17 protein-coding genes are annotated in these 17,550 nt (G+C 58.8%); 8 read left to right on the top strand and 9 right to left on the bottom strand.

The window, feature by feature from the left end:
• Positions 1-15: 15 nt before the first annotated feature.
• From C7402_RS20035 to C7402_RS20025, 3 genes are all read left to right on the top strand, one after another.
• Positions 16-771 carry a class I SAM-dependent methyltransferase gene (locus tag C7402_RS20035; protein WP_116611800.1) on the top strand — a complete coding sequence of 252 codons (756 nt, stop codon included), beginning with the start codon at positions 16-18 and terminating at the stop codon, positions 769-771.
• 7 nt (positions 772-778) lie between these two features.
• The gene (locus C7402_RS20030; protein ID WP_116611799.1) at positions 779-1,453 is read left to right on the top strand and encodes an acetyltransferase; all 675 of its coding nucleotides are present in this window, start codon (positions 779-781) and stop codon (positions 1,451-1,453) included.
• Between the two features lie 72 nt (positions 1,454-1,525).
• Positions 1,526-2,464: a GNAT family N-acetyltransferase gene (locus tag C7402_RS20025; protein WP_208948958.1), complete on the top strand. Its 939-nt coding sequence runs from the start codon at positions 1,526-1,528 to the stop codon at positions 2,462-2,464.
• A gap of 32 nt (positions 2,465-2,496) precedes the next feature.
• Here the strand turns inward: C7402_RS20025 and C7402_RS20020 are convergent, their stop codons facing one another.
• The 9 genes from C7402_RS20020 to C7402_RS19980 all read right to left on the bottom strand — a co-directional run bounded on the left by C7402_RS20020 (position 2,497) and on the right by C7402_RS19980 (position 11,239).
• Positions 2,497-3,609 carry a DegT/DnrJ/EryC1/StrS family aminotransferase gene (locus C7402_RS20020; RefSeq protein ID WP_116611797.1) on the bottom strand — a complete coding sequence of 371 codons (1,113 nt, stop codon included), beginning with the start codon at positions 3,607-3,609 and terminating at the stop codon, positions 2,497-2,499.
• Positions 3,606-4,022: a sugar 3,4-ketoisomerase gene (locus C7402_RS20015; protein ID WP_116611796.1), complete on the bottom strand. Its 417-nt coding sequence runs from the start codon at positions 4,020-4,022 to the stop codon at positions 3,606-3,608. Before C7402_RS20015 ends, C7402_RS20020 begins: the two co-directional genes overlap by 4 nt.
• Before the next feature lie 137 nt (positions 4,023-4,159).
• The gene (locus C7402_RS20010) at positions 4,160-4,576 is read right to left on the bottom strand and encodes a sugar 3,4-ketoisomerase (protein WP_116611795.1); all 417 of its coding nucleotides are present in this window, start codon (positions 4,574-4,576) and stop codon (positions 4,160-4,162) included.
• Between the two features lie 8 nt (positions 4,577-4,584).
• Positions 4,585-5,523 carry a glycoside hydrolase family protein gene (locus C7402_RS20005; RefSeq protein ID WP_116611794.1) on the bottom strand — a complete coding sequence of 313 codons (939 nt, stop codon included), beginning with the start codon at positions 5,521-5,523 and terminating at the stop codon, positions 4,585-4,587.
• Between the two features lie 92 nt (positions 5,524-5,615).
• On the bottom strand, positions 5,616-6,449 hold the full coding sequence (locus C7402_RS20000; protein ID WP_116611793.1) for a sulfotransferase: 834 nt from the start codon (positions 6,447-6,449) through the stop codon (positions 5,616-5,618).
• 65 nt (positions 6,450-6,514) lie between these two features.
• A complete protein-coding gene (locus tag C7402_RS19995) occupies positions 6,515-8,413 on the bottom strand; it encodes a polysaccharide biosynthesis protein (RefSeq protein WP_116611918.1) in 1,899 nt (632 codons plus the stop codon).
• The gene (locus C7402_RS19990) at positions 8,413-9,435 is read right to left on the bottom strand and encodes an MraY family glycosyltransferase (RefSeq protein WP_116611792.1); all 1,023 of its coding nucleotides are present in this window, start codon (positions 9,433-9,435) and stop codon (positions 8,413-8,415) included. The genes C7402_RS19995 and C7402_RS19990 overlap by 1 nt, the downstream gene beginning before the upstream one ends.
• Positions 9,436-9,461: 26 nt before the next feature.
• Positions 9,462-10,418, bottom strand: coding sequence for an NAD-dependent epimerase/dehydratase family protein (locus C7402_RS19985; protein ID WP_116611791.1), 957 nt, complete (start codon positions 10,416-10,418; stop codon positions 9,462-9,464).
• Complete coding sequence (locus C7402_RS19980) at positions 10,415-11,239, bottom strand: glycosyltransferase family 2 protein (RefSeq protein WP_341869251.1); 825 nt, start codon at positions 11,237-11,239, stop codon at positions 10,415-10,417. The genes C7402_RS19985 and C7402_RS19980 overlap by 4 nt, the downstream gene beginning before the upstream one ends.
• Positions 11,240-11,921: 682 nt before the next feature.
• On the opposite strand from C7402_RS19980, the gene C7402_RS19975 reads away from it, so the two are divergent.
• From C7402_RS19975 to C7402_RS19955, 5 genes are read left to right on the top strand one after another with little or no spacing between them, the layout of a single operon-like run.
• The gene (locus tag C7402_RS19975) at positions 11,922-13,346 is read left to right on the top strand and encodes a UbiA family prenyltransferase (RefSeq protein ID WP_116611789.1); all 1,425 of its coding nucleotides are present in this window, start codon (positions 11,922-11,924) and stop codon (positions 13,344-13,346) included.
• Positions 13,347-13,349: 3 nt separating this feature from the next.
• Entirely contained in the window at positions 13,350-14,666 is a 1,317-nt protein-coding gene (locus C7402_RS19970) for an FAD-binding oxidoreductase (protein WP_116611788.1), read from the top strand.
• Positions 14,663-15,403 carry an SDR family oxidoreductase gene (locus tag C7402_RS19965; RefSeq protein ID WP_116611787.1) on the top strand — a complete coding sequence of 247 codons (741 nt, stop codon included), beginning with the start codon at positions 14,663-14,665 and terminating at the stop codon, positions 15,401-15,403. Before C7402_RS19970 ends, C7402_RS19965 begins: the two co-directional genes overlap by 4 nt.
• Positions 15,400-15,834, top strand: coding sequence for a GtrA family protein (locus C7402_RS19960; protein WP_116611786.1), 435 nt, complete (start codon positions 15,400-15,402; stop codon positions 15,832-15,834). The genes C7402_RS19965 and C7402_RS19960 overlap by 4 nt, the downstream gene beginning before the upstream one ends.
• Before the next feature lie 60 nt (positions 15,835-15,894).
• The gene (locus C7402_RS19955; RefSeq protein ID WP_116611785.1) at positions 15,895-17,355 is read left to right on the top strand and encodes a hypothetical protein; all 1,461 of its coding nucleotides are present in this window, start codon (positions 15,895-15,897) and stop codon (positions 17,353-17,355) included.
• Positions 17,356-17,550 lie beyond the last annotated feature (195 nt).

Below are 17,550 nucleotides of genomic sequence, written 5' to 3'. Positions count from 1 at the left end.
TTGGGACCCGTTGATATGAGTGAACATCGATACGCCCGCTTCGCGAATCTGGGATTCGACGATTTCCGCGCGCTTGCGCAGGACGATTCACTCTCGGCAAACGAACGGATCGGTTTCCCCGAAAGCTACCGGGCAGGAAAGGAAGCCGCGATCCTGAACGACCTCATCGCCAAGATGCCGGCGCTCTCACAACGCAACCGTGTCGTGCTGGACATTGGTCCGGGATGCGGTGACCTGGCGCGCGCCTTCATGGCACATTGCGAGCGGCAGGCTCACGACCTTGTGCTGATCGATTCAGAGGAGATGCTGTCGCACCTGCCGGATAGCCTTGGCGCGCGCAAGGTGGCCGCCTACTATCCGCAGTGCCCCGAGATCTTCGCCGAGTACATTGGCAAAGTCGACGCGATCGTTGTCTACTCCGTCTTCCAGTATGTCTTTGCAGAGGGCAACGTCTGGGATTTCCTGGATCGTTCGCTCTCCCTGCTCGCACCCGGTGGCAGTCTGCTCATTGGCGACATACCGAATATCTCAAAGCGAAAGCGCTTTTTTGCCAGCGAGACGGGCATACGCTTCCATCAGGCTTATACCGGAACGGATGAAGTGCCACCGGCAGTTTTCAATACGCCCGAGATCGGGCAGATCGACGATGCAGTGGTCATGTCGATCGTCAATCGCGCGCGGGCGGCCGGATTCGACGCTTACATCATGCCGCAAGCGCCCGATTTGCCGATGGCTAACCGAAGGGAAGATATCCTCATTATTCGTCCGTGAGCTCGAGATGGAAAAGACCAAAAAGCTTGTGATCCTGGGAGACTCGGCGTTCGCCGAGATCGCGTACGAGTATTTCACACACGACTCGCCTTATGACGTTGTGGGCTTTGCCGTCGAACAAGCCTTCCTGAAGCGGGGCGATCTGTTCGGCTTGCCTGTCGTGCCGTTCGAATCTATCGAAACGCAATTCGACCCGCAAAGCCATGAGTTCTTTGCGGCAGTCACATATGGTCAGCTCAACCGGCTTCGGACACGTCTCTACACGGAAGCGAAAGCACGGGGATATCACCCGGCTTCGTACATCAGCAGCCACGCGTTCGTGTGGCGTAATGTCGAAATCGGCGAGCACTGCTTCATCTTCGAAAATAACGTCGTTCAGCCGTTTTCCAGGCTCGGCAACAACGTCGTGCTATGGAGCGGAAATCACGTCGGACATCATTCAATTGTCGGCGACAATTGTTTCGTGGCCTCTCATGCGGTGATCTCTGGCTTTGTGGAAATCGGTGCGAATTGCTTTGTCGGTGTCAATGCGACATTTGCGAACAACATCCGGGTAGGAGCCGACTGTGTGATTGGCGCTGGCGCTCTGGTCGCCAGCGACGTCGACGAGGACAAAGTCATGCGCGGTGCAGCCGGCGAGCCGACCGGCAGTGCGCGTCGGCTGAATCGTATTCGGACCTGAGCTTCTCCATCATCGATGCCACTGCGCGCGCAAGCCCTTGCAATGTCGGATGAAAATACCAGGATTCAGGCAGTGATCAAGGTTACCCGCTATACGACGGAATTCAAGGCGTGCTGGGACCAGTTTGTTCGCGAGTCAAGAAACGCAACGTTTCTGCTCTTGCGGGACTACATGGATTACCACAACGAACGCTTCGTCGATCACTCGCTACTTGTACACGACGCAAAGGGAACGTTACTGGCGCTGCTGCCTGGCAATCAGAGCGACCGCACGCTGCAAAGCCACGGTGGGCTGACCTATGGCGGCGTCATATCCGCGACGTCGATGACCACCCCCACCATGCTCGCGGTCTTCGACGCCCTCGTGTCATACCTTCGTGAGCAAGGTTTCGAAAAGCTCGCGTACAAGACAATTCCGTCGATCTACCACCGCTACCCTGCACAAGAAGACCATTACGCATTGTTCCGGCTCGACGCACGTCTGACGCGACGCGATGTGCTTTCGGTTATTGCGCAGGAGTCACGCATCCCGTTTCAGAAGCGACGCCAGCGCAAAATCACGCAGGCCGGCAAGCTGGCGCTCGAAGTCAGGACAGTGGACGAATATGGTCCGTTCTGGGCCATCCTCGAGGACAATCTCGCCGCCGCGCACGGTGTGAAGCCAGTTCATACACTCGATGAGATCCAGATGCTGGCACAACGCTTTCCGCAGAACATCCGACTCCATGTCTGCCTCGAAGCGTGCAACGTGATCGCGGGCGTTGTGGTGTTTGATACCGGCCGTGTTGCGCACATGCAGTACATATCGACCAGCCTGCGCGGACGCGAAACGGGTGCACTCGATCTGCTGTTTGCGACCCTGATCGAACACGATTACGCGCAGCGCGTCTATTTCGATTTCGGGATTTCAAACGAGGACAATGGCAGGCATCTGAACATCGGCCTGATAGAGCAAAAAGAAGGCTTCGGCGCCAGGACCGTCGTCCACGACTTCTACGAACTGACGCTTTGAAGTCGGCGCGCCTATCGGTGCTTCACCCTGCGCTATCTGACGGATCTCACCGCGTCGATCAGCACATCGCACACACGATCGGCCTGCGCCATGGAAAGATGTGGACCGATGGGAAGGCTCAAGACATCCTTGCTCAGTGCATCGGCGATGGCGCACGGCTGCATCGTCTGGCACGCCTCCTGATACGCTCCACTGCGCATCGGAGGAATCGGATAATGAATCTGCACGCCAACGCCCGATTCCTGTAGATGGCGCATCACGCGTTCCCGCTCCGGCACCCGAACGACGAAGAGGTGCCAAACCGGCGATGCATTCTCGATGACAGCCGGCAAACCGATAGCTTGGTCGCGAAGCCGGGCAACGTAGTGATTCGCCAGTGTCCGACGATGCGCGTTCCATTCGTCGAGATAAGGCAACTTGACGCGCAGGAACGCCGCCTGCAACTCGTCGAGGCGTGAGTTGTAGCCGCCAACGTCGTGAACGTACTTCACTTTCGAGCCGTAGTTGGCCAGCATCCGGACTCGGTCTGCGAGCGCCTCATCGCGCGTGACAACCGCACCGCCATCGCCGAGCGCGCCGAGATTCTTCCCCGGGTAGAAGCTGAACGCCGCAGCGTCGCCCAGCGAACCCGCGCGCAGCCCGTCGTAAAGCGCGCCATGCGCTTGAGCAGCATCTTCAACGACTTTTAGACCACGGTGGCGCGCGATTTCGCAAATCGGCGCCATGTCGGCAGGCTGGCCGTACAGATGAACGGGGATGATCGCGCGGGTACGAGGCGTAATTGCACGCTCGATCGCCGACGGGTCGACATTGTGGGTGCTGGCAAGAGGTTCGACCGGCACCGGCGTCGCACCGGCTTGTGACACGGCAAGCCATGTTGCGATGTAGGTATTCGACGGCACGAGCACTTCGTCACCCGGTCCAATACCGAGCGCGCGAAGGACAAGGTGGATCGCGTCAAGCCCGTTGCCTACGCCGACGCAATGCCCGGCGCCACAGTACGCCGCGAACTCCCGCTCGAAGGCGGCGACTTCCTCGCCGAGAATGAATCTTGACGAGTGCATCACCCGGTGATACGCCGCATCTAGCTGCTGGCGAATCGCTTCATGCGTGGGAGCGAGATCGAGAAAAGGGATGATGTTCATGTTCGCTCCGACACTGCAAGCAGGAAATCGTCATAGCGACGGAAGTAGTCCGCTTCGTCGTAGAGGAGCGACGCCAGCGAAACGCACACAGCGCCCGACGAAAAGGCGTGGATTTCCCGCCAGATCATCCTTGGGATATACAGGCCCTCTTGGGGTTGACTCAACCGCACAACGCGCTTTTCGCGACCGTCGTCGAGATGGACGTCGAACGAGCCGGACACGGCAATGAGCACCTGCTGCAAGTTCTTGTGGCTGTGACCCGCGCGAGATGCCCCTTCGGAAATGTCATACAGGTAGTAGACGCGCTGGATCTCGAACGGAACGTTGCGCATGTTCTCGATCGGAGTTAGCGTGCCGGCAGAAGAGTGGATCTGCGGGAAGCGCAGAATTCGGCAGTCGTGTACGCTGGGCATAGAGGTGCGGGGACGGGACGCCCCAAAACGATCATCGCACACGAGTGTAGCCGTGCGGCGTCATCTGGGAACAGCAATTATATGACGATCCGCTTTGGGGCTCCCGAAGCAGAGGCGCCGCGTTCTCTGTTGCTACGCTAAAGCCCGCCGGTTGCAGCCTGCTGAAAGGCGTCGTACTGGCGGTAATAGTCACCCTCATCATAGTAGTCGGATGCGAGCGTCAGGCACATCGAGCCGGAAGCAAACCCGTCAATCCGGCGCCAGATCATCGATGGAATATAAAGTCCGACGTGCGAATGCCGCAGTGCGACTTCGCGCTGATTCACACCATCGTCCAGATGAACCACGCATTCGCCAGCAATCGCAATCAACACCTGCTGAAGCGACTTGTAGGCATGCCCCTCGCGTTCGACACCTGCGGGCACATCGTAAAGATAGAAAACTCGACGGATGGCAAACGGGATGTCTTTTCCGCTCTCGACCGGGGTAAGCGATCCGCGATCATCGTGAATTTGCCGAAAGTCGAGCAGAATGCAATCCGAAATGTTTGCCATGGATTCTTTCAAGCGCTGATCTGGGCGCTGGTCAAGCGGGCGACGGCGAAGCCATCGCGTCCGAATTCGTTACCATTGTAGAAACAATAAGTCTGCCCATGCACATTGATGACGGCGGAGTACATGATCGCGTCAGAATCGAATGATCCCGGCGTAACGTCGAGCCCCATTTCGTCATCCTTTCTCAGCCAATGGATGCCATCGTCGGATTCAGCGTAGCCGAGCCGATACGCGCGAAGAGAACGGCGGCGAATCGAGTAGTACAGTTGGTACTTGCCGTTTGCGGATTTCGTGATCCAGGGGCGCCCGAAGCCATGCTCGTCACTTCCTGTGAGATCCAGAACGGTACGCCCCTCCTTCGGCCACTGCACGCCGTCACTGGATTCGGCATATTTAAGCACGTAGACCGGCATGGGTTTGCCATCGATCATCTCCCAACCGGACCCAGCCACGTACCAAAGCTTGAACACGCCGTCCTCGCGGAACACAAACGGCCCGCCCCGAAACGTCATCTCGCTGTCGCTGCGCTCGAGTACAGGCGTCTGCTGTACCCGCTCGAACCTCTCCCCGTTGTCGCTGCTGACCGCGAGGCCGGTGAGAAGCTTGTACCGCACCTTTACACCGAGTTCGAAACCGGCGTAGTACATGAAAATCCTGCCGTCATCGAGCCGGGTCACGCTACACGTGAGTACGCCGTTGTCATCAAATGCGGAGGGTACCCCGATGTCCATGAGCGGTCCCGGTCCCACGCCGAGAATTTTCTTCGGGTCACGGGCATCGACGTCGACATACACCGGACGACCGACGAAATTGGCATCGCACAGCGTGACGAAGACGCGAATCGTGTTGTCGTTGAGAAGAAATGGCGTAGGAACCATTGCGTGAGACACGGCCCAAGGCGCGCGCTCATCAGGTGCGTAGACGATCCCCAGTTTTTCCCAATGCACATTTTCTCCTTGAGCGCACCCCGACGTTATCGTCGTTCGCGCAGTGTCCTGGCCACAGATACTCTCGACCAAAGACCTCTAACCGATACCGTCTAGATTGCGCCGAGTTCTCGCGCAATCGGACCACACATAGCCATGATGCACTGCTCTGCGGCAGGGCTCAGATGCTGACGAAAGCGTTCAACGGAATCCAGGGACGGCTGTTGACCGTGGAGCTGCGTTGCCCATACGTCGTCGGCATACTCGCTCGGATTGCTGATAGGCTCAGCCCAGATTCTTTGACTGTCCAGTGTGCCAAGACCGAAGGCCGTTAACTGCTCAATCGCCTTTCCACCCGCGACGTCACGATAGTCAACGAGGCATAAACGTTCTCCAAGCGTTGCGCGCGCATTGGCGATCATGCCGTACATGTGGACATACTCATGACAGAACGCTTGAATCTGCTCATCTGTCACGGCAACGCCCCGTTGCTCACGCTCTGTGACCTCGATGCGCGACGAAATCGTCGCGCGGGGATCACGCACGGATACCACGAATTTCGCGAACGACAACGTTTCACCGAGTAGTGAAAACAACGGCGTAAGCATCGGGTCCTTCAGCGCGAGAATTTCCGGTTTGCCGGTACGCTCCCAGATCTTGCCGAGTTCCGTCTCGAGAATGCCCGCGTGATTGCAAATCAATGCTTCCCTGGAGTCGAAATAATGTCGCGTGTGCGCATCAAACGTATTGAGGCCAACTTGCAGCGGGTGCATGAACGCCGTGAAGTAGCTGCATTCATTGATGAAACCATTGGTCTTGTTCGAAGAGCAGATCATGGCGTGCAGGATCGTCGTTCCGGACCTGGGCGGACCACCCACGAACAACGGAGTGAAAGGTCGTTGCGAATCTGCGGAAGCCACGGGTTTCTTGAAAAGACCTAATTTCATCAGTGAGCGTTCAGGGTTTCGAATTGGTCAGGCCTTGTGTCGCACAGGCCGTATGGTCGCCGCGGTCAGGCGCGATTGCTCAACTCTCTGGTGCGGACCATGGAAGTACCCACACTCTGGAGCGTCGGCGCAACGGCTGGCTGATACTCCGGCACCCACCGGCGCAGATCGCGCCGCACTTCGTCGTCGCCTGGCACACGGTGCTGCATGAGCCACGGCAGCAATTCGTCCAGCAGATTGTCAGGCACCTCGCGCGCTTTAGCCGTACGCAGCTTGGGGTGCGGCGTACGCGTCGTGGTTTCGTCATCAGCGAGCAGTTCTTCATATAGCTTCTCGCCGGGCCGCAATCCCGTGAAGACCACACGAATCTGCTCTTCCGTGTAGCCATACAAACGAATCAGGTCCCTCGCGAGATTGACGATCTTGACCGGCGCACCCATGTCGAGAATGAAAATCTCTCCGCCACGCCCCATGCTCGAAGCCTGTAGCACGAGCTGCGACGCCTCGGGAATGGTCATGAAAAAGCGTGTGACCTCCGGATGCGTGACCGTCACCGGGCCACCCTTCGCGATCTGCTGCTGGAACTTCGGGATCACGCTGCCCGCACTGCCCAGCACGTTGCCGAATCGCACGGTCTCGAACTGAGTGCGCTCGCTGGTCTGTTGCAGCGCCTGGCAGGCCATCTCCGCAAGGCGCTTGCTTGCGCCCATCACGTTGGTCGGGTTGACAGCCTTGTCCGTCGAAATGAGAACGAAATGCCTCACCTGATGCTTGATCGCCGCGCGCGCCACGCGGTATGTGCCGAGCACGTTGTTGCGAATCGCTTGCCAGGCATTGAGTTCCTCCATCAACGGTACGTGCTTGTAGGCGGCGGCGTGGAATACGATATGGGGCGTGTAGCGCGCCATGACCTGGTCGAGCAGCAGCGCATCCTTCGCGTCACCAACGATCGGCACCACGGAAAGCTCGGGAAAGCGTTCGCGGATTTCTTCGGTGAGCCGGTACATCGCATATTCAGACACATCGAGCGCGACGAGTTGCGCGGGCGCAAAACGCAAAATCTGCCGACATAGCTCGGAGCCGATTGAGCCACCTGCGCCCGTAACCATGACCACCCGGCTACTCAGCAGGGCTTCGACATGCGGTGTGTCGATGTTGACGGCGTCGCGGCCGAGCAGGTCTTCGAGGTCGATATTGCGCACCTGCGAAAGGAAACCTTGACCAGGCAGGAGTTCGGTCAGCGAAGGCAGCATAAGGGCCTTCACGCCGGCACGAACGCATTGTGTCGCGACACGACGCTGCACCTCGGCCGAAGCCGACGGAATGGCAATGATGGCGAACTCGCAGCGTAATGTCTGTGCCCAATGCGCGATGTCGTCGATCGCGCCGAGCACCTTGTAGCCATAGATCTCGCGCCGCTGTTTCGCCTCGTCGTCGTCGAGCAAGCCTACGAGGCGCCACTCGGCAGAGCGCGACAGTTCGCGCGCAAGACTCGCCCCGGCACCGCCCGCGCCGATGACGATCACGGGCTTGCCCTGTGCGACGAGACCGCCGTAAAGATAAAACTCTTTGGTCGCACGGTAGAGCGCCCGCGAGCCACCCATGACAAAGAACACCAGCAGCGGCGAAACGATCAGCACCGAGCGAGGAATGATCGGCGTCGGCTGCAACATGACCGAACTGATCATGACGATCAGCGCGGCCGCTATGATCGCCTTCGAAATTCGCATGAGGTCCGGCAGGCTCGCGAAGACCCACATACCGCGATACAGCCCGAATATGCGGAACATCAACGCATAGACAGGCAGCACCCAGATGAGCGTGTTCATGGCGCCGTGCCAGAACTCGGGCGGAACGGTCGCGTTGAAGCGTAGAAGGTAAGCCGTCAGCCACGCTGCGGCCACCGCGCCAATATCAAACAGAAAGGCGCTGAACGAGAGCCATGAGGCTTTGTTACGGAGCATCATTGGACCTCTGTTTTTCTGCCAAGGGACTGGAAATTACGCCAGCGTGCGTCAATTGCCGCGCCCATCACAACGAGCACGACTGCCCAACCTGCCACGATCCCCCACTGCAGAGCCGCAGGGCGATTCAGAGTCCAAACAGCAAGTACCGTGCCGACAAACATTACCAGATACCACGTCAATGCTGTCGCTGCGTGACCGGCCCCGAACCGCACCATGCGCTGATAATAATGCTCTCGATGCGCTTGCCAGAACTTTTCGCCGCGCAAAAGCCGGCGGATCAGGGTGATTGATGCATCCCCGATAAACGGCGAGAAGACCAACGCCGGAAACCAGACCGGCCAGGCACCACCGCGCCAGCCCCAATAGCCTAGCGCGCCGGCGAGAAAACCGGCTGGAATCGAGCCGGCGTCGCCTAAAAAAATCTTTGCCGGATGGAAATTGAACAGCAGAAATCCCGCCGCGGCTCCGGCGACTGCCGCACAGGCCCAGCCGAGTTCGAGCATCGGCGCCGGCCCGAAAAGCGCTGCCACTGCATATGCGCCGAAGCCGAACAACGCCATGCCGCCGGCGAGACCGTCAGCGCCGTCCATGAAATTGTACAAATTCACCAGCCAAAGCATCAAAAACGCCAGGCCCACCAAACACCACCAAGGAACCGGGGCGGGATAAACCACCGTCAGCGCCAGAACGGCAATGAAATGCGCCGCGAAGCGCACGCGCGCGGGTAGTCCACGCCGGTCATCGATCTGCGAAACGGTGGCAAGAAACGCCGCGCCAATCGCGATCAACCATAGCGAAGGCGCCAGGAGCACTATTGCCAGCACGGCAACCGGCACGACGCCCCAACCACCCACGCGGGGCGTCGGCCGCGCATGAAGCGAGCGTTCGTTGGGGATATCCGTAGCAAGGCGCCACGCGAGACCACTCTTCAGCAGAAACGCGAGGATGGCTGCGCAGAGTACGCAGCAAGCCAGCGCGATCCATGCGGCGGCCAGCGGTGATGAAATCGGCAAATGCATGATAAACGTGTACGGTCTCCGCGCTTTCAATGCGTCGCACGATACCAACGTGCGGTCGCTTCCAGCCCCTCCTCCACCGCAAACGGCGGCTGCCAGTCCAGCCGTTCGCGAATCAGCGATGCGTCGACTTGCAGGCTGGACGTCAAACGCTCCAACTGGGCGGCGCGACCGGTCAGCACGCCTGCGGCGCGCAGCAGGCCTGTTGGAACGGGAATCAGGCGTGCGGGCTTCGCGAGGTGGCGGCCAAGGCCACGCAGCAATTCGGCGACCGAAAGATCGTTGGCATCGGCCACGTGAAAGCAGCTATTGGCGGCTCGTGGGTCGGTGACACAATGCATGAGCGCATCGGCGAGATTTTCGTTATAGACGAGGCTGCGCCGTGCATTGACCGAACCTAGCGGCAACGGCATGCCGCGCGAAAGCGCGTTCATCATCTGAAGAAAATTGGCGCCGACCCCGGGACCGTAGACGAGCGGCGGCCGGACGACCACGACTTCCAGCCCTGTTTCCTCACCCAGACGCCACAGCGCTTCCTCGGCAGCACGCTTCGAACGGCCGTACGGATCGCGCGGCGCGGGCCGCACCGACTCAGCAAGCGGAATGCCGCCATCCACCTCCGCAACAGCCTTGATGCTGCTGACGAATACGATGCGCCGCGCGCCCCGGGCCTGCGCGGCGCGGGCAACGCGCAATGTGCCTTCAACGTTCGTCGCGTAAAACGCCGCTTGCGGATCGGGAGCGTCATCGTGCATCACGTGCACGCGCGCGGCGAGATGGACGACGCAATCCGGCGACAACCCATCAGGCCACGCCTGCGGGAGTCCCTCGAAATCCGCCGTCTCATGACGCCATTCCCGGACCGCGTCCATGCCGAAATCGCCGCGTCGCACCAACGCGGTCACGTCATGGCCATGACGGGCCAGCGTCGCGCACAACGTTCGTCCGACCAGACCATTTGCACCGGTCACCAATACGCTGCTCAAAGCCACTTCCACCCGAACCGGTTATAGAACTTGAATGCCGACGCAAGGAACATGCGGATATGCGCGAGTCCCTTGCGCGATGCGCCGCCGCCATGGTGCAGCACGCGCACCGACGGGGCATAAACGACACGCGCGACGTCATGCGCGCGCAGGCTGAGGTCGTAGTCCTCGAAGTAGAGGAAGTAGCGCGCGTCAAAGCCCGCAAGCTTTTTGAGCACGTCAGTGCGAAACAGCATGAAGCAACCGCTTACGATCGGCGGATCCCAGATCGTGTCGCGTTCGTTGATCTGCGCCCGCATCTCATAACGGGCAAGTCGCCCCTCGAAAGGCCGGCGCGCCGCGCGTGGCAGGAAGCCGCGCACAAATAGATCGGTGAGGGTCGGAAACTGGCGGCAAAGGTATTGAAGCTGGCCAGCATCGTCGACGATGGCGGGCGTTAGCAGGCCCGCTTCAGGATGTGCGTCCAGGAACGCCACCGCCTCGACCAACGCGCCGGGCTCGATGTCGACGTCCGGGTTGAGCACCAGATGATATCGGCTCGACGCCAGCGCGATAGCCAGATTGTGCCCGCGCCCGTACCCGACGTTGCCGTGACCGCCGAGCACCGTGCAACCGATGCCCGCCCTCGCCAACACGGCGAAACCACCGTCTGGCATGTCAGGCATCCCGCCGTTGTCGACCAGATACAGGTGGATCGACGTCCCTGGCACGGCCTGAGCCAATGCCGCGCCGGCTTCTGCGAGACTCGCGAAGGTGCGCGCAAGCAGCTGCCGGTCAGGATGAAAGACGACCACCGAAACGGACACCACACCGTGATCCATGCTGGATACCGCAGTCACTGTCATCTGAAAACGCGACGATATAGCACCATATGTGCCGTTTGTTTAAACGGGGTCGATTGAAACCCACTAGTTTGCTGAAAAGGTCCGCTTCAGGCAACTGACTTTTCTATTTGTTACGCGCCGACAGCAAAGTGCAGCGAAATTCTTACGTTGCAGGAAGTTTTCCGCACCTGTTTTCAATAGTACCTGAGCGACCTGGCATGGCCGAAAAATCACCATCGCTGCGCATTCCAGGGACTTACCGGGGGACGATAAGCGGCGCTTTCCGGCCCGTACAACGACCATCGTTTGCTTTTTTCAAGACTCGCCTGGTTTGCGCTCGTCCGCAATCCCGCCAGGCGCGGCGTACTCGATCTCATCGCCTGCATCGCCCAGACGGCCCAGCCGGCGCCCGCGCTCTAACGCATCAACTGCCCAGGCACCGGGCATTCGTGCGAGACCTCTGCGCCTTGATTTGCGGCCCGCCTCGAACCCCACGGTCCGCCGCACAAGCCGTCGCAAGCGCAAAGCTGCGCAAGGGATAAATCGGTGTGCATGTAACGTGATCGGAAGTTCCGGTAAAATTCCCCGACTCGAAAGCTGCGGAGGACACGTCCGCATTCACGCGGGTACGCGCCCGATAAATCACGCCCCATAAACCCATTGCCAACTGGCCAACTGTATGCGCAGCAGACCACTCGTTGTTGACCTGGATGGCACATTGATTCGATCGGATGTGCTAATCGAATCGGGATTCGCCTATTTCAAATCTGCGCCACTGCGGTTTTACCGGCCGCTCGTGTGGCTGGCGCGTGGCGGCAAGCCGGCCCTCAAGGCGGGCCTGGCCGAGAGCACCAATGTCGATGTCACTGTCCTGCCCTACGATCCGCAGGTGATCGACTGGCTCAAGGAAGAACGCCAGGCCGGTCGCGAACTCGTGCTCGCGACCGCCACCCACGAGCGCTACGCGCGTGCCATCGCTGACCATCTCGGCCTCTTCGACCAGACCTTCGCAACTGCGGACGGAGTCAATCTCTCGTCGCATCGCAAGCGCGAAAAGCTCGTAGCCGAGTTTGGCGAAAAGAATTTCGACTACGCTGGCAACTCGCACGACGACGTCGCCGTGTGGCAATCCGCTGCACGGGCCTATGTCGTGAACCCGTCGAGCGGCGTCGAACGCGCCGCTCGCAAAATTGGCAATGTCGAGAGCGTGATCGAATCGCGGCCGCCAATGCTCAAGACCTTGTCGAAATCGTTGCGCCTGCATCAGTGGCTGAAGAACCTGCTGATCTTCGTCCCTCTTCTTGCGGCTCACAAGCTCGATCGTCCAGAACTCGTTATCGCGGCTTTGCTGGCATTCGTGGCTTTTGGGCTTTGCGCGTCAAGCGTCTACCTGCTCAACGACTTGCTCGATCTCGAAGACGACCGACACCATCCCACCAAGCGCAAGCGCCCGTTCGCATCCGGCGCGCTTCCGCTTACCTGGGGGATCGCGCTGTTTCCTGTCCTGCTAGCGTGCGCCTTCGCGCTGACTGCGCTCTTCCTCCCCTTACGATTCGGCGCCGTACTGGTTGGCTACTACGTACTCACGCTAGCCTACTCGATGTATCTCAAGCGGCAGGTGATGGTCGATGTCGTCGTGCTCGCAATGCTCTACACCATCCGCATCGTCGCCGGCAGCGCTGCCATTGGCGCGCACCTCACATTCTGGCTGCTTGCGTTCTCGATGTTCATCTTCCTCAGCCTCGCGCTGGTGAAGCGTTACGCGGAACTCCACTCGATGCAGGCACGTGGTCTCGTCAAGACGCGCGGGCGTGGCTACGTACTGAGCGACCTGCCGCTCATTTCGTCACTCGGGACGGCGTCGGGCTACCTTTCCGTGCTCGTGCTGGCGATGTATATCCAGGACGGCAACACAGCCAAGCTCTACCGCCATGCACAGGTCATCTGGCTCGCGTGCCCGTTGCTGCTCTATTGGGTCAGCCGGACGTGGATCATCGCGCACCGCGGCCTGATGCATGACGACCCGATCGTGTTCGCCGCGCGTGACCGCGTAAGCCTTGCCGTCGTAGCGCTCTGCTGCCTCGTGTTCTGGGCAGCGATCTGACTGATGACGACAGTACTATCCTGGGGACGCTATCCCGCCGTCCCGCAAGAAGCCCATTCACTCACCTGGCGCGACCGCGCCGTGGCAACCTGGCGCGAGGTAGCGCAGGCGCACGGCAACGCGCTTGCATTCGGCAACGGCCGCAGCTACGGCGACAGTTGCCTCGCGGCATCGAACCACGTCGTTCGGGCCTTGCCCCTCGACCGGTTAATCACGGTCGACTGGACCACCGGCGTCCTGCGTGCGGAACCCGGCATCACACTCGAACAGATTCTCGAGGTCGCAATTCCGCGCGGCTGGATGCTGCCAGTCACACCGGGAACCAAATACGCCACGCTAGGCGGCGCAATCGCGAACGACGTACACGGCAAGAACCATCATGTGCGCGGAACCTTCGGCTGTCATGTACGCCGCTTCGGTCTTGCGCGCAGCGACGGCGCCATTCTTGAATGTTCTCCGGACACGCATCGGGATCTCTACGCAGCCACGATCGGGGGCCTCGGTCTCACGGGCCTTCTTCTTTGGGCGGAAATCCAGCTCATGCCGATCTGCTCGAGCCAGATCGACCAGACAAGTATTCGTTTCACGAACCTCGACGAATTCTTCGAACTCTCGGAGCGCCTCGATCCGCTGCACGAGTACAGCGTGGCGTGGGTGGACTGCCAAAGCCGCGGCTCCGCGCTCGGGCGCGGCATTTTCATGGTCGGCGACCACGCCACTGATGGGCCGCTCGAAGTCGACCGGCGCAAAAAACATACCGTGCCGTTGACGCTGCCCATCCCCATCTTCAATTCGCTGACACTACGAGCCTTCAATGGCTTGTACTACCATCGCCAGCCCAATGGCGAAACGCGATCGAAAGTCAGCTACGATGCTTTTTTTTATCCGCTCGACAGCGTGCTTGAGTGGAACCGGATTTACGGCCGCGCAGGCTTTCAGCAATATCAATGCGTGGTTCCTCAGCAGACCGCACGCGACGCGATACGCGCCATTCTCGACGCGATCTCCACGAGCGGGACAGGCTCTTTCCTTGCGGTGCTCAAGCGTTGCGGCTCAGGTGTTTCGCCCGGATTGCTGTCCTTTCCGATGGAAGGCACCTCGCTCGCGCTCGACTTTCCGCAACGGGACGCATCCAATGTTCGCCTCTTTGCGTGCCTGGATGCAATCGTTCGCGAGGCCGGCGGCAGACTCTACCCTGCCAAAGACGCGCATATGTCCGGCGCGGACTTTCGCGCAGCCTATTCAAAGTGGCAAGAACTCGAAGCGCTGAGGGATCCAGCAATGATGTCACGCTTCTGGGAACGAACGACTCGACTATGAAAAACATTCTCATCATCGGCGCGACCTCGGCAATCGCTATCGCCTGTGCTCGCAAATGGGCGGAGCAGCGGGCTCGCTTATTTCTCGTTGCACGCAATGGCGATCGCCTCGCGCAAGTTGCCGCCGACCTGCGCGCGCGAGGCGCGGAACTCGCAGTTTGCCACCAGCTCGATATTAACGATCTCGCGGCACATAGTGAGATGCTCGCGCATTTTACGCGTGAACTTGGCCAACTCGACGTTGCACTCGTCGCACCCGGCACCTTGCCGGATCAGAAGGCCTGCGAACTCGACCCCGCCCTCGCGGTGCGCGAATTCAACGTCAACGCCGTATCGATCATCGCGTTGCTGACCCCAATCGCCAATATGCTCGAGGCTCAGCGGCACGGCGCGCTCGCGGTGATTTCCTCGGTGGCGGGCGATCGAGGACGCGGCTCGAACTATGTTTATGGCAGTGCGAAAGCGGCGCTCACGGCATTCTGCGAGGGGTTGCGCGCGCGACTGTTCAAAGCTGGAGCACACGTGCTGACAATCAAGCCCGGCTTCGTTGCTACGCCGATGACGGAAGGTATGCCATTGCCGGGACCGCTCGTCGCAACGCCAGAGAAAGTGGCCAACGATATCATCAGGGCGGTCGAACGACGCAAAGATGTTCTATACACGCCTTGGTTCTGGTCGATCATCATGCTGATCATTCGATCGGTGCCTCGCTTCCTGTTCAAGCGGACGTCGCTATGAATCGGCCCCTGCACATTGAGTCCGCGCCAATGAGGAGCCGTTCGACGATCGTTCTCCTCTACTCACTCTTCGCGGCCATTTCGATTGCGGCGAATCTCGGCACTCAGAAGGTCTATACATCCGTCGCACCGGCGCTGTATGCAATACCCGTTTCGGTCCTGGCCGGCACGGCCATTGGGCTTGCCGTCAAGTTTGTACTCGACAAGGTCTGGATATTTCGCTATCAGCACCGCAATCTCGCGCATGGCTTCAAGAGCTTCATGTTGTATTCGACCATGGGTATTGCAACCACCGTGATATTCTGGGGATTCGAATTTGGCGCCGACAGCATTTTCGGCACCGAACCCGCACGCCTGACAGGCGGAGCCATCGGTTTGATAATCGGCTATCTGGTGAAATACAAGCTGGACAAGAAATTTGTCTTCTCGTAACAGATTGCCCCGCGCATCAACTCCACGCCCTGTACTGATCGAATACCAGCAGAATATTATATGAGCCAAGCGAATTCGAACCCACTGCGGAATGTCGCGCTTCTGATCTCGACTATTCCCGTGGCTGCATGGTTTTCCTGGAAGAACCGGAATTATCAGCTGGATGACTCACTGATTTATCTGCGATATGTACGGAATTTTTTCGATGGCTTCGGACTGACGTATAACGCTGGCGACCACTTCAATGGACTGACTTCGCCGCTTTATTCGTATATTTTGATCGCTGCCAATGCTCCGGTACACAACCTGCAATACACGACAATCTTTCTGTCGTTCTTGTTCCTGTGTGCGGCCGCCATATATGGCGCAATCCTGATATCCGACAATCGCGCAGAACAGGCTCTGTGCGGATTTTTCATCGTCTCGTTCAATTACTTCTACACGACGTTCGGCATGGAGACGTCGCTGTTCCTGTTCCTGACTGCACTGGCGTTCACCCTATATCGGGACGAACGGCTTTTTTGGACTGCATGCGTCATCGGGCTTGCGATCATCACACGTACAGAAGCGGTGTTTCTTGGCGCCGTCATTTTCTGTCACTATGTGCTCTCTAAAAAGCGAATCCCGCCTCTCAAGTATTTCATTGCCCCTGCCGCGATCATCGCCGCGAATTTGCTATTCAACTACCTTTATTACGGCTCTCCACTGCCTGCAACAGGCAATGCAAAAATCGGCCAAGGTCGTTCCGGCTACTGGGGAGCGGGACTGATCTTTCTGCACATCGATTACATGAAGGGCTGGTTTTTTGACGGCACCTTTCGCCTGGCCTGGTTCATGATAGTAACCGCCGCAGTTGGCGTTTGGTTCAAGCGCGTCGATCTTACAACCAGATTGATTCTCATATATCTTGCGTTTCTCGGAGCATTTTATGTCTTCCTCCGGATTCCCAACTATCATTGGTATTACGCGCCCTTCTTTTATTTCCTGATGCTCTACTGCGGGTCGGGTGTATTCCAACTGACCTTCAAATCGATCAAGCTGGCACGGAAGCATCGACTATACTGGGTCTCTGCTGTTCCGTGCGTGCTATTGATTATTGCATTCAGCGCAGCCAATCTGAAACTCTCCGACATATCAAGAGGTTCGTTCGATCCGTACAAGAATATTGGAGACTGGATTGACAATAACACTCCGAAAAACTCGGTTGTTGCAGCCGCTGAAATTGGCACAATTGGATGGTATTCCAATCGCTATATTATTGACATTCTTGGCCTGACCAATCCTTACAACGCGGACTACATCGCAAAGAAGGATGTCCACGCATGGCTTGGCAAATACTCGCCCGACTATATTCTGGTCCACGAGCCACTATGGCCATTCGAGGCGAGCGCAACTTGCCTGACCAGCTCTGGCGCCTACGCGCCCGAGCAAGGTTTCCACTTCCCCGGGTACCAGTTGTTGGCCAAATCAACCACGTCCGGGACGTCAAAGCATATTGCCGATTGCAGTCGGGGAATCTGAGAAAGCGCAGAGTGACGAGATCAATCGGATTGAACGTCAACTTCGGGCACGAGCAGCGCTTTTGGCCCACTATTACCGCGCGAGTGTTGCAGACTCATCGAAGTTTGCCTTCCACGCAACGCTATGGGATAGAATTCTTCAGCTCGGCAATCCTCGGAATTCTTCACCATCCACGTGCCGTAGCGCGAAGCCGAG

The organism is Paraburkholderia unamae (assembly GCF_003096875.1).
Lineage (GTDB): Bacteria > Pseudomonadota > Gammaproteobacteria > Burkholderiales > Burkholderiaceae > Paraburkholderia > Paraburkholderia unamae.
This window is presented reverse-complemented; position numbering and strand designations above follow the sequence as displayed.

Bases quoted from the DNA above. Each gene is read 5' to 3' on its own strand.
- C7402_RS19995 (WP_116611918.1), bottom strand. From the start codon at position 8,413: ATGCTCCGTAACAAAGCCTCATGGCTCTCGTTCAGCGCCTTTCTGTTT.
- C7402_RS19955 (WP_116611785.1), top strand. From the start codon at position 15,895: ATGAGCCAAGCGAATTCGAACCCACTGCGGAATGTCGCGCTTCTGATC.
- C7402_RS20015 (WP_116611796.1), bottom strand. From the start codon at position 4,022: ATGCCCAGCGTACACGACTGCCGAATTCTGCGCTTCCCGCAGATCCAC.
- C7402_RS19990 (WP_116611792.1), bottom strand. From the start codon at position 9,435: ATGCATTTGCCGATTTCATCACCGCTGGCCGCCGCATGGATCGCGCTG.
- C7402_RS20000 (WP_116611793.1), bottom strand. From the start codon at position 6,449: ATGAAATTAGGTCTTTTCAAGAAACCCGTGGCTTCCGCAGATTCGCAA.
- C7402_RS19970 (WP_116611788.1), top strand. From the start codon at position 13,350: ATGACGACAGTACTATCCTGGGGACGCTATCCCGCCGTCCCGCAAGAA.
- C7402_RS20020 (WP_116611797.1), bottom strand. From the start codon at position 3,609: ATGAACATCATCCCTTTTCTCGATCTCGCTCCCACGCATGAAGCGATT.
- C7402_RS19965 (WP_116611787.1), top strand. From the start codon at position 14,663: ATGAAAAACATTCTCATCATCGGCGCGACCTCGGCAATCGCTATCGCC.
- C7402_RS19975 (WP_116611789.1), top strand. From the start codon at position 11,922: ATGCGCAGCAGACCACTCGTTGTTGACCTGGATGGCACATTGATTCGA.
- C7402_RS20035 (WP_116611800.1), top strand. From the start codon at position 16: ATGAGTGAACATCGATACGCCCGCTTCGCGAATCTGGGATTCGACGAT.
- C7402_RS19960 (WP_116611786.1), top strand. From the start codon at position 15,400: ATGAATCGGCCCCTGCACATTGAGTCCGCGCCAATGAGGAGCCGTTCG.
- C7402_RS20010 (WP_116611795.1), bottom strand. From the start codon at position 4,576: ATGGCAAACATTTCGGATTGCATTCTGCTCGACTTTCGGCAAATTCAC.
- C7402_RS19980 (WP_341869251.1), bottom strand. From the start codon at position 11,239: ATGGATCACGGTGTGGTGTCCGTTTCGGTGGTCGTCTTTCATCCTGAC.
- C7402_RS20030 (WP_116611799.1), top strand. From the start codon at position 779: ATGGAAAAGACCAAAAAGCTTGTGATCCTGGGAGACTCGGCGTTCGCC.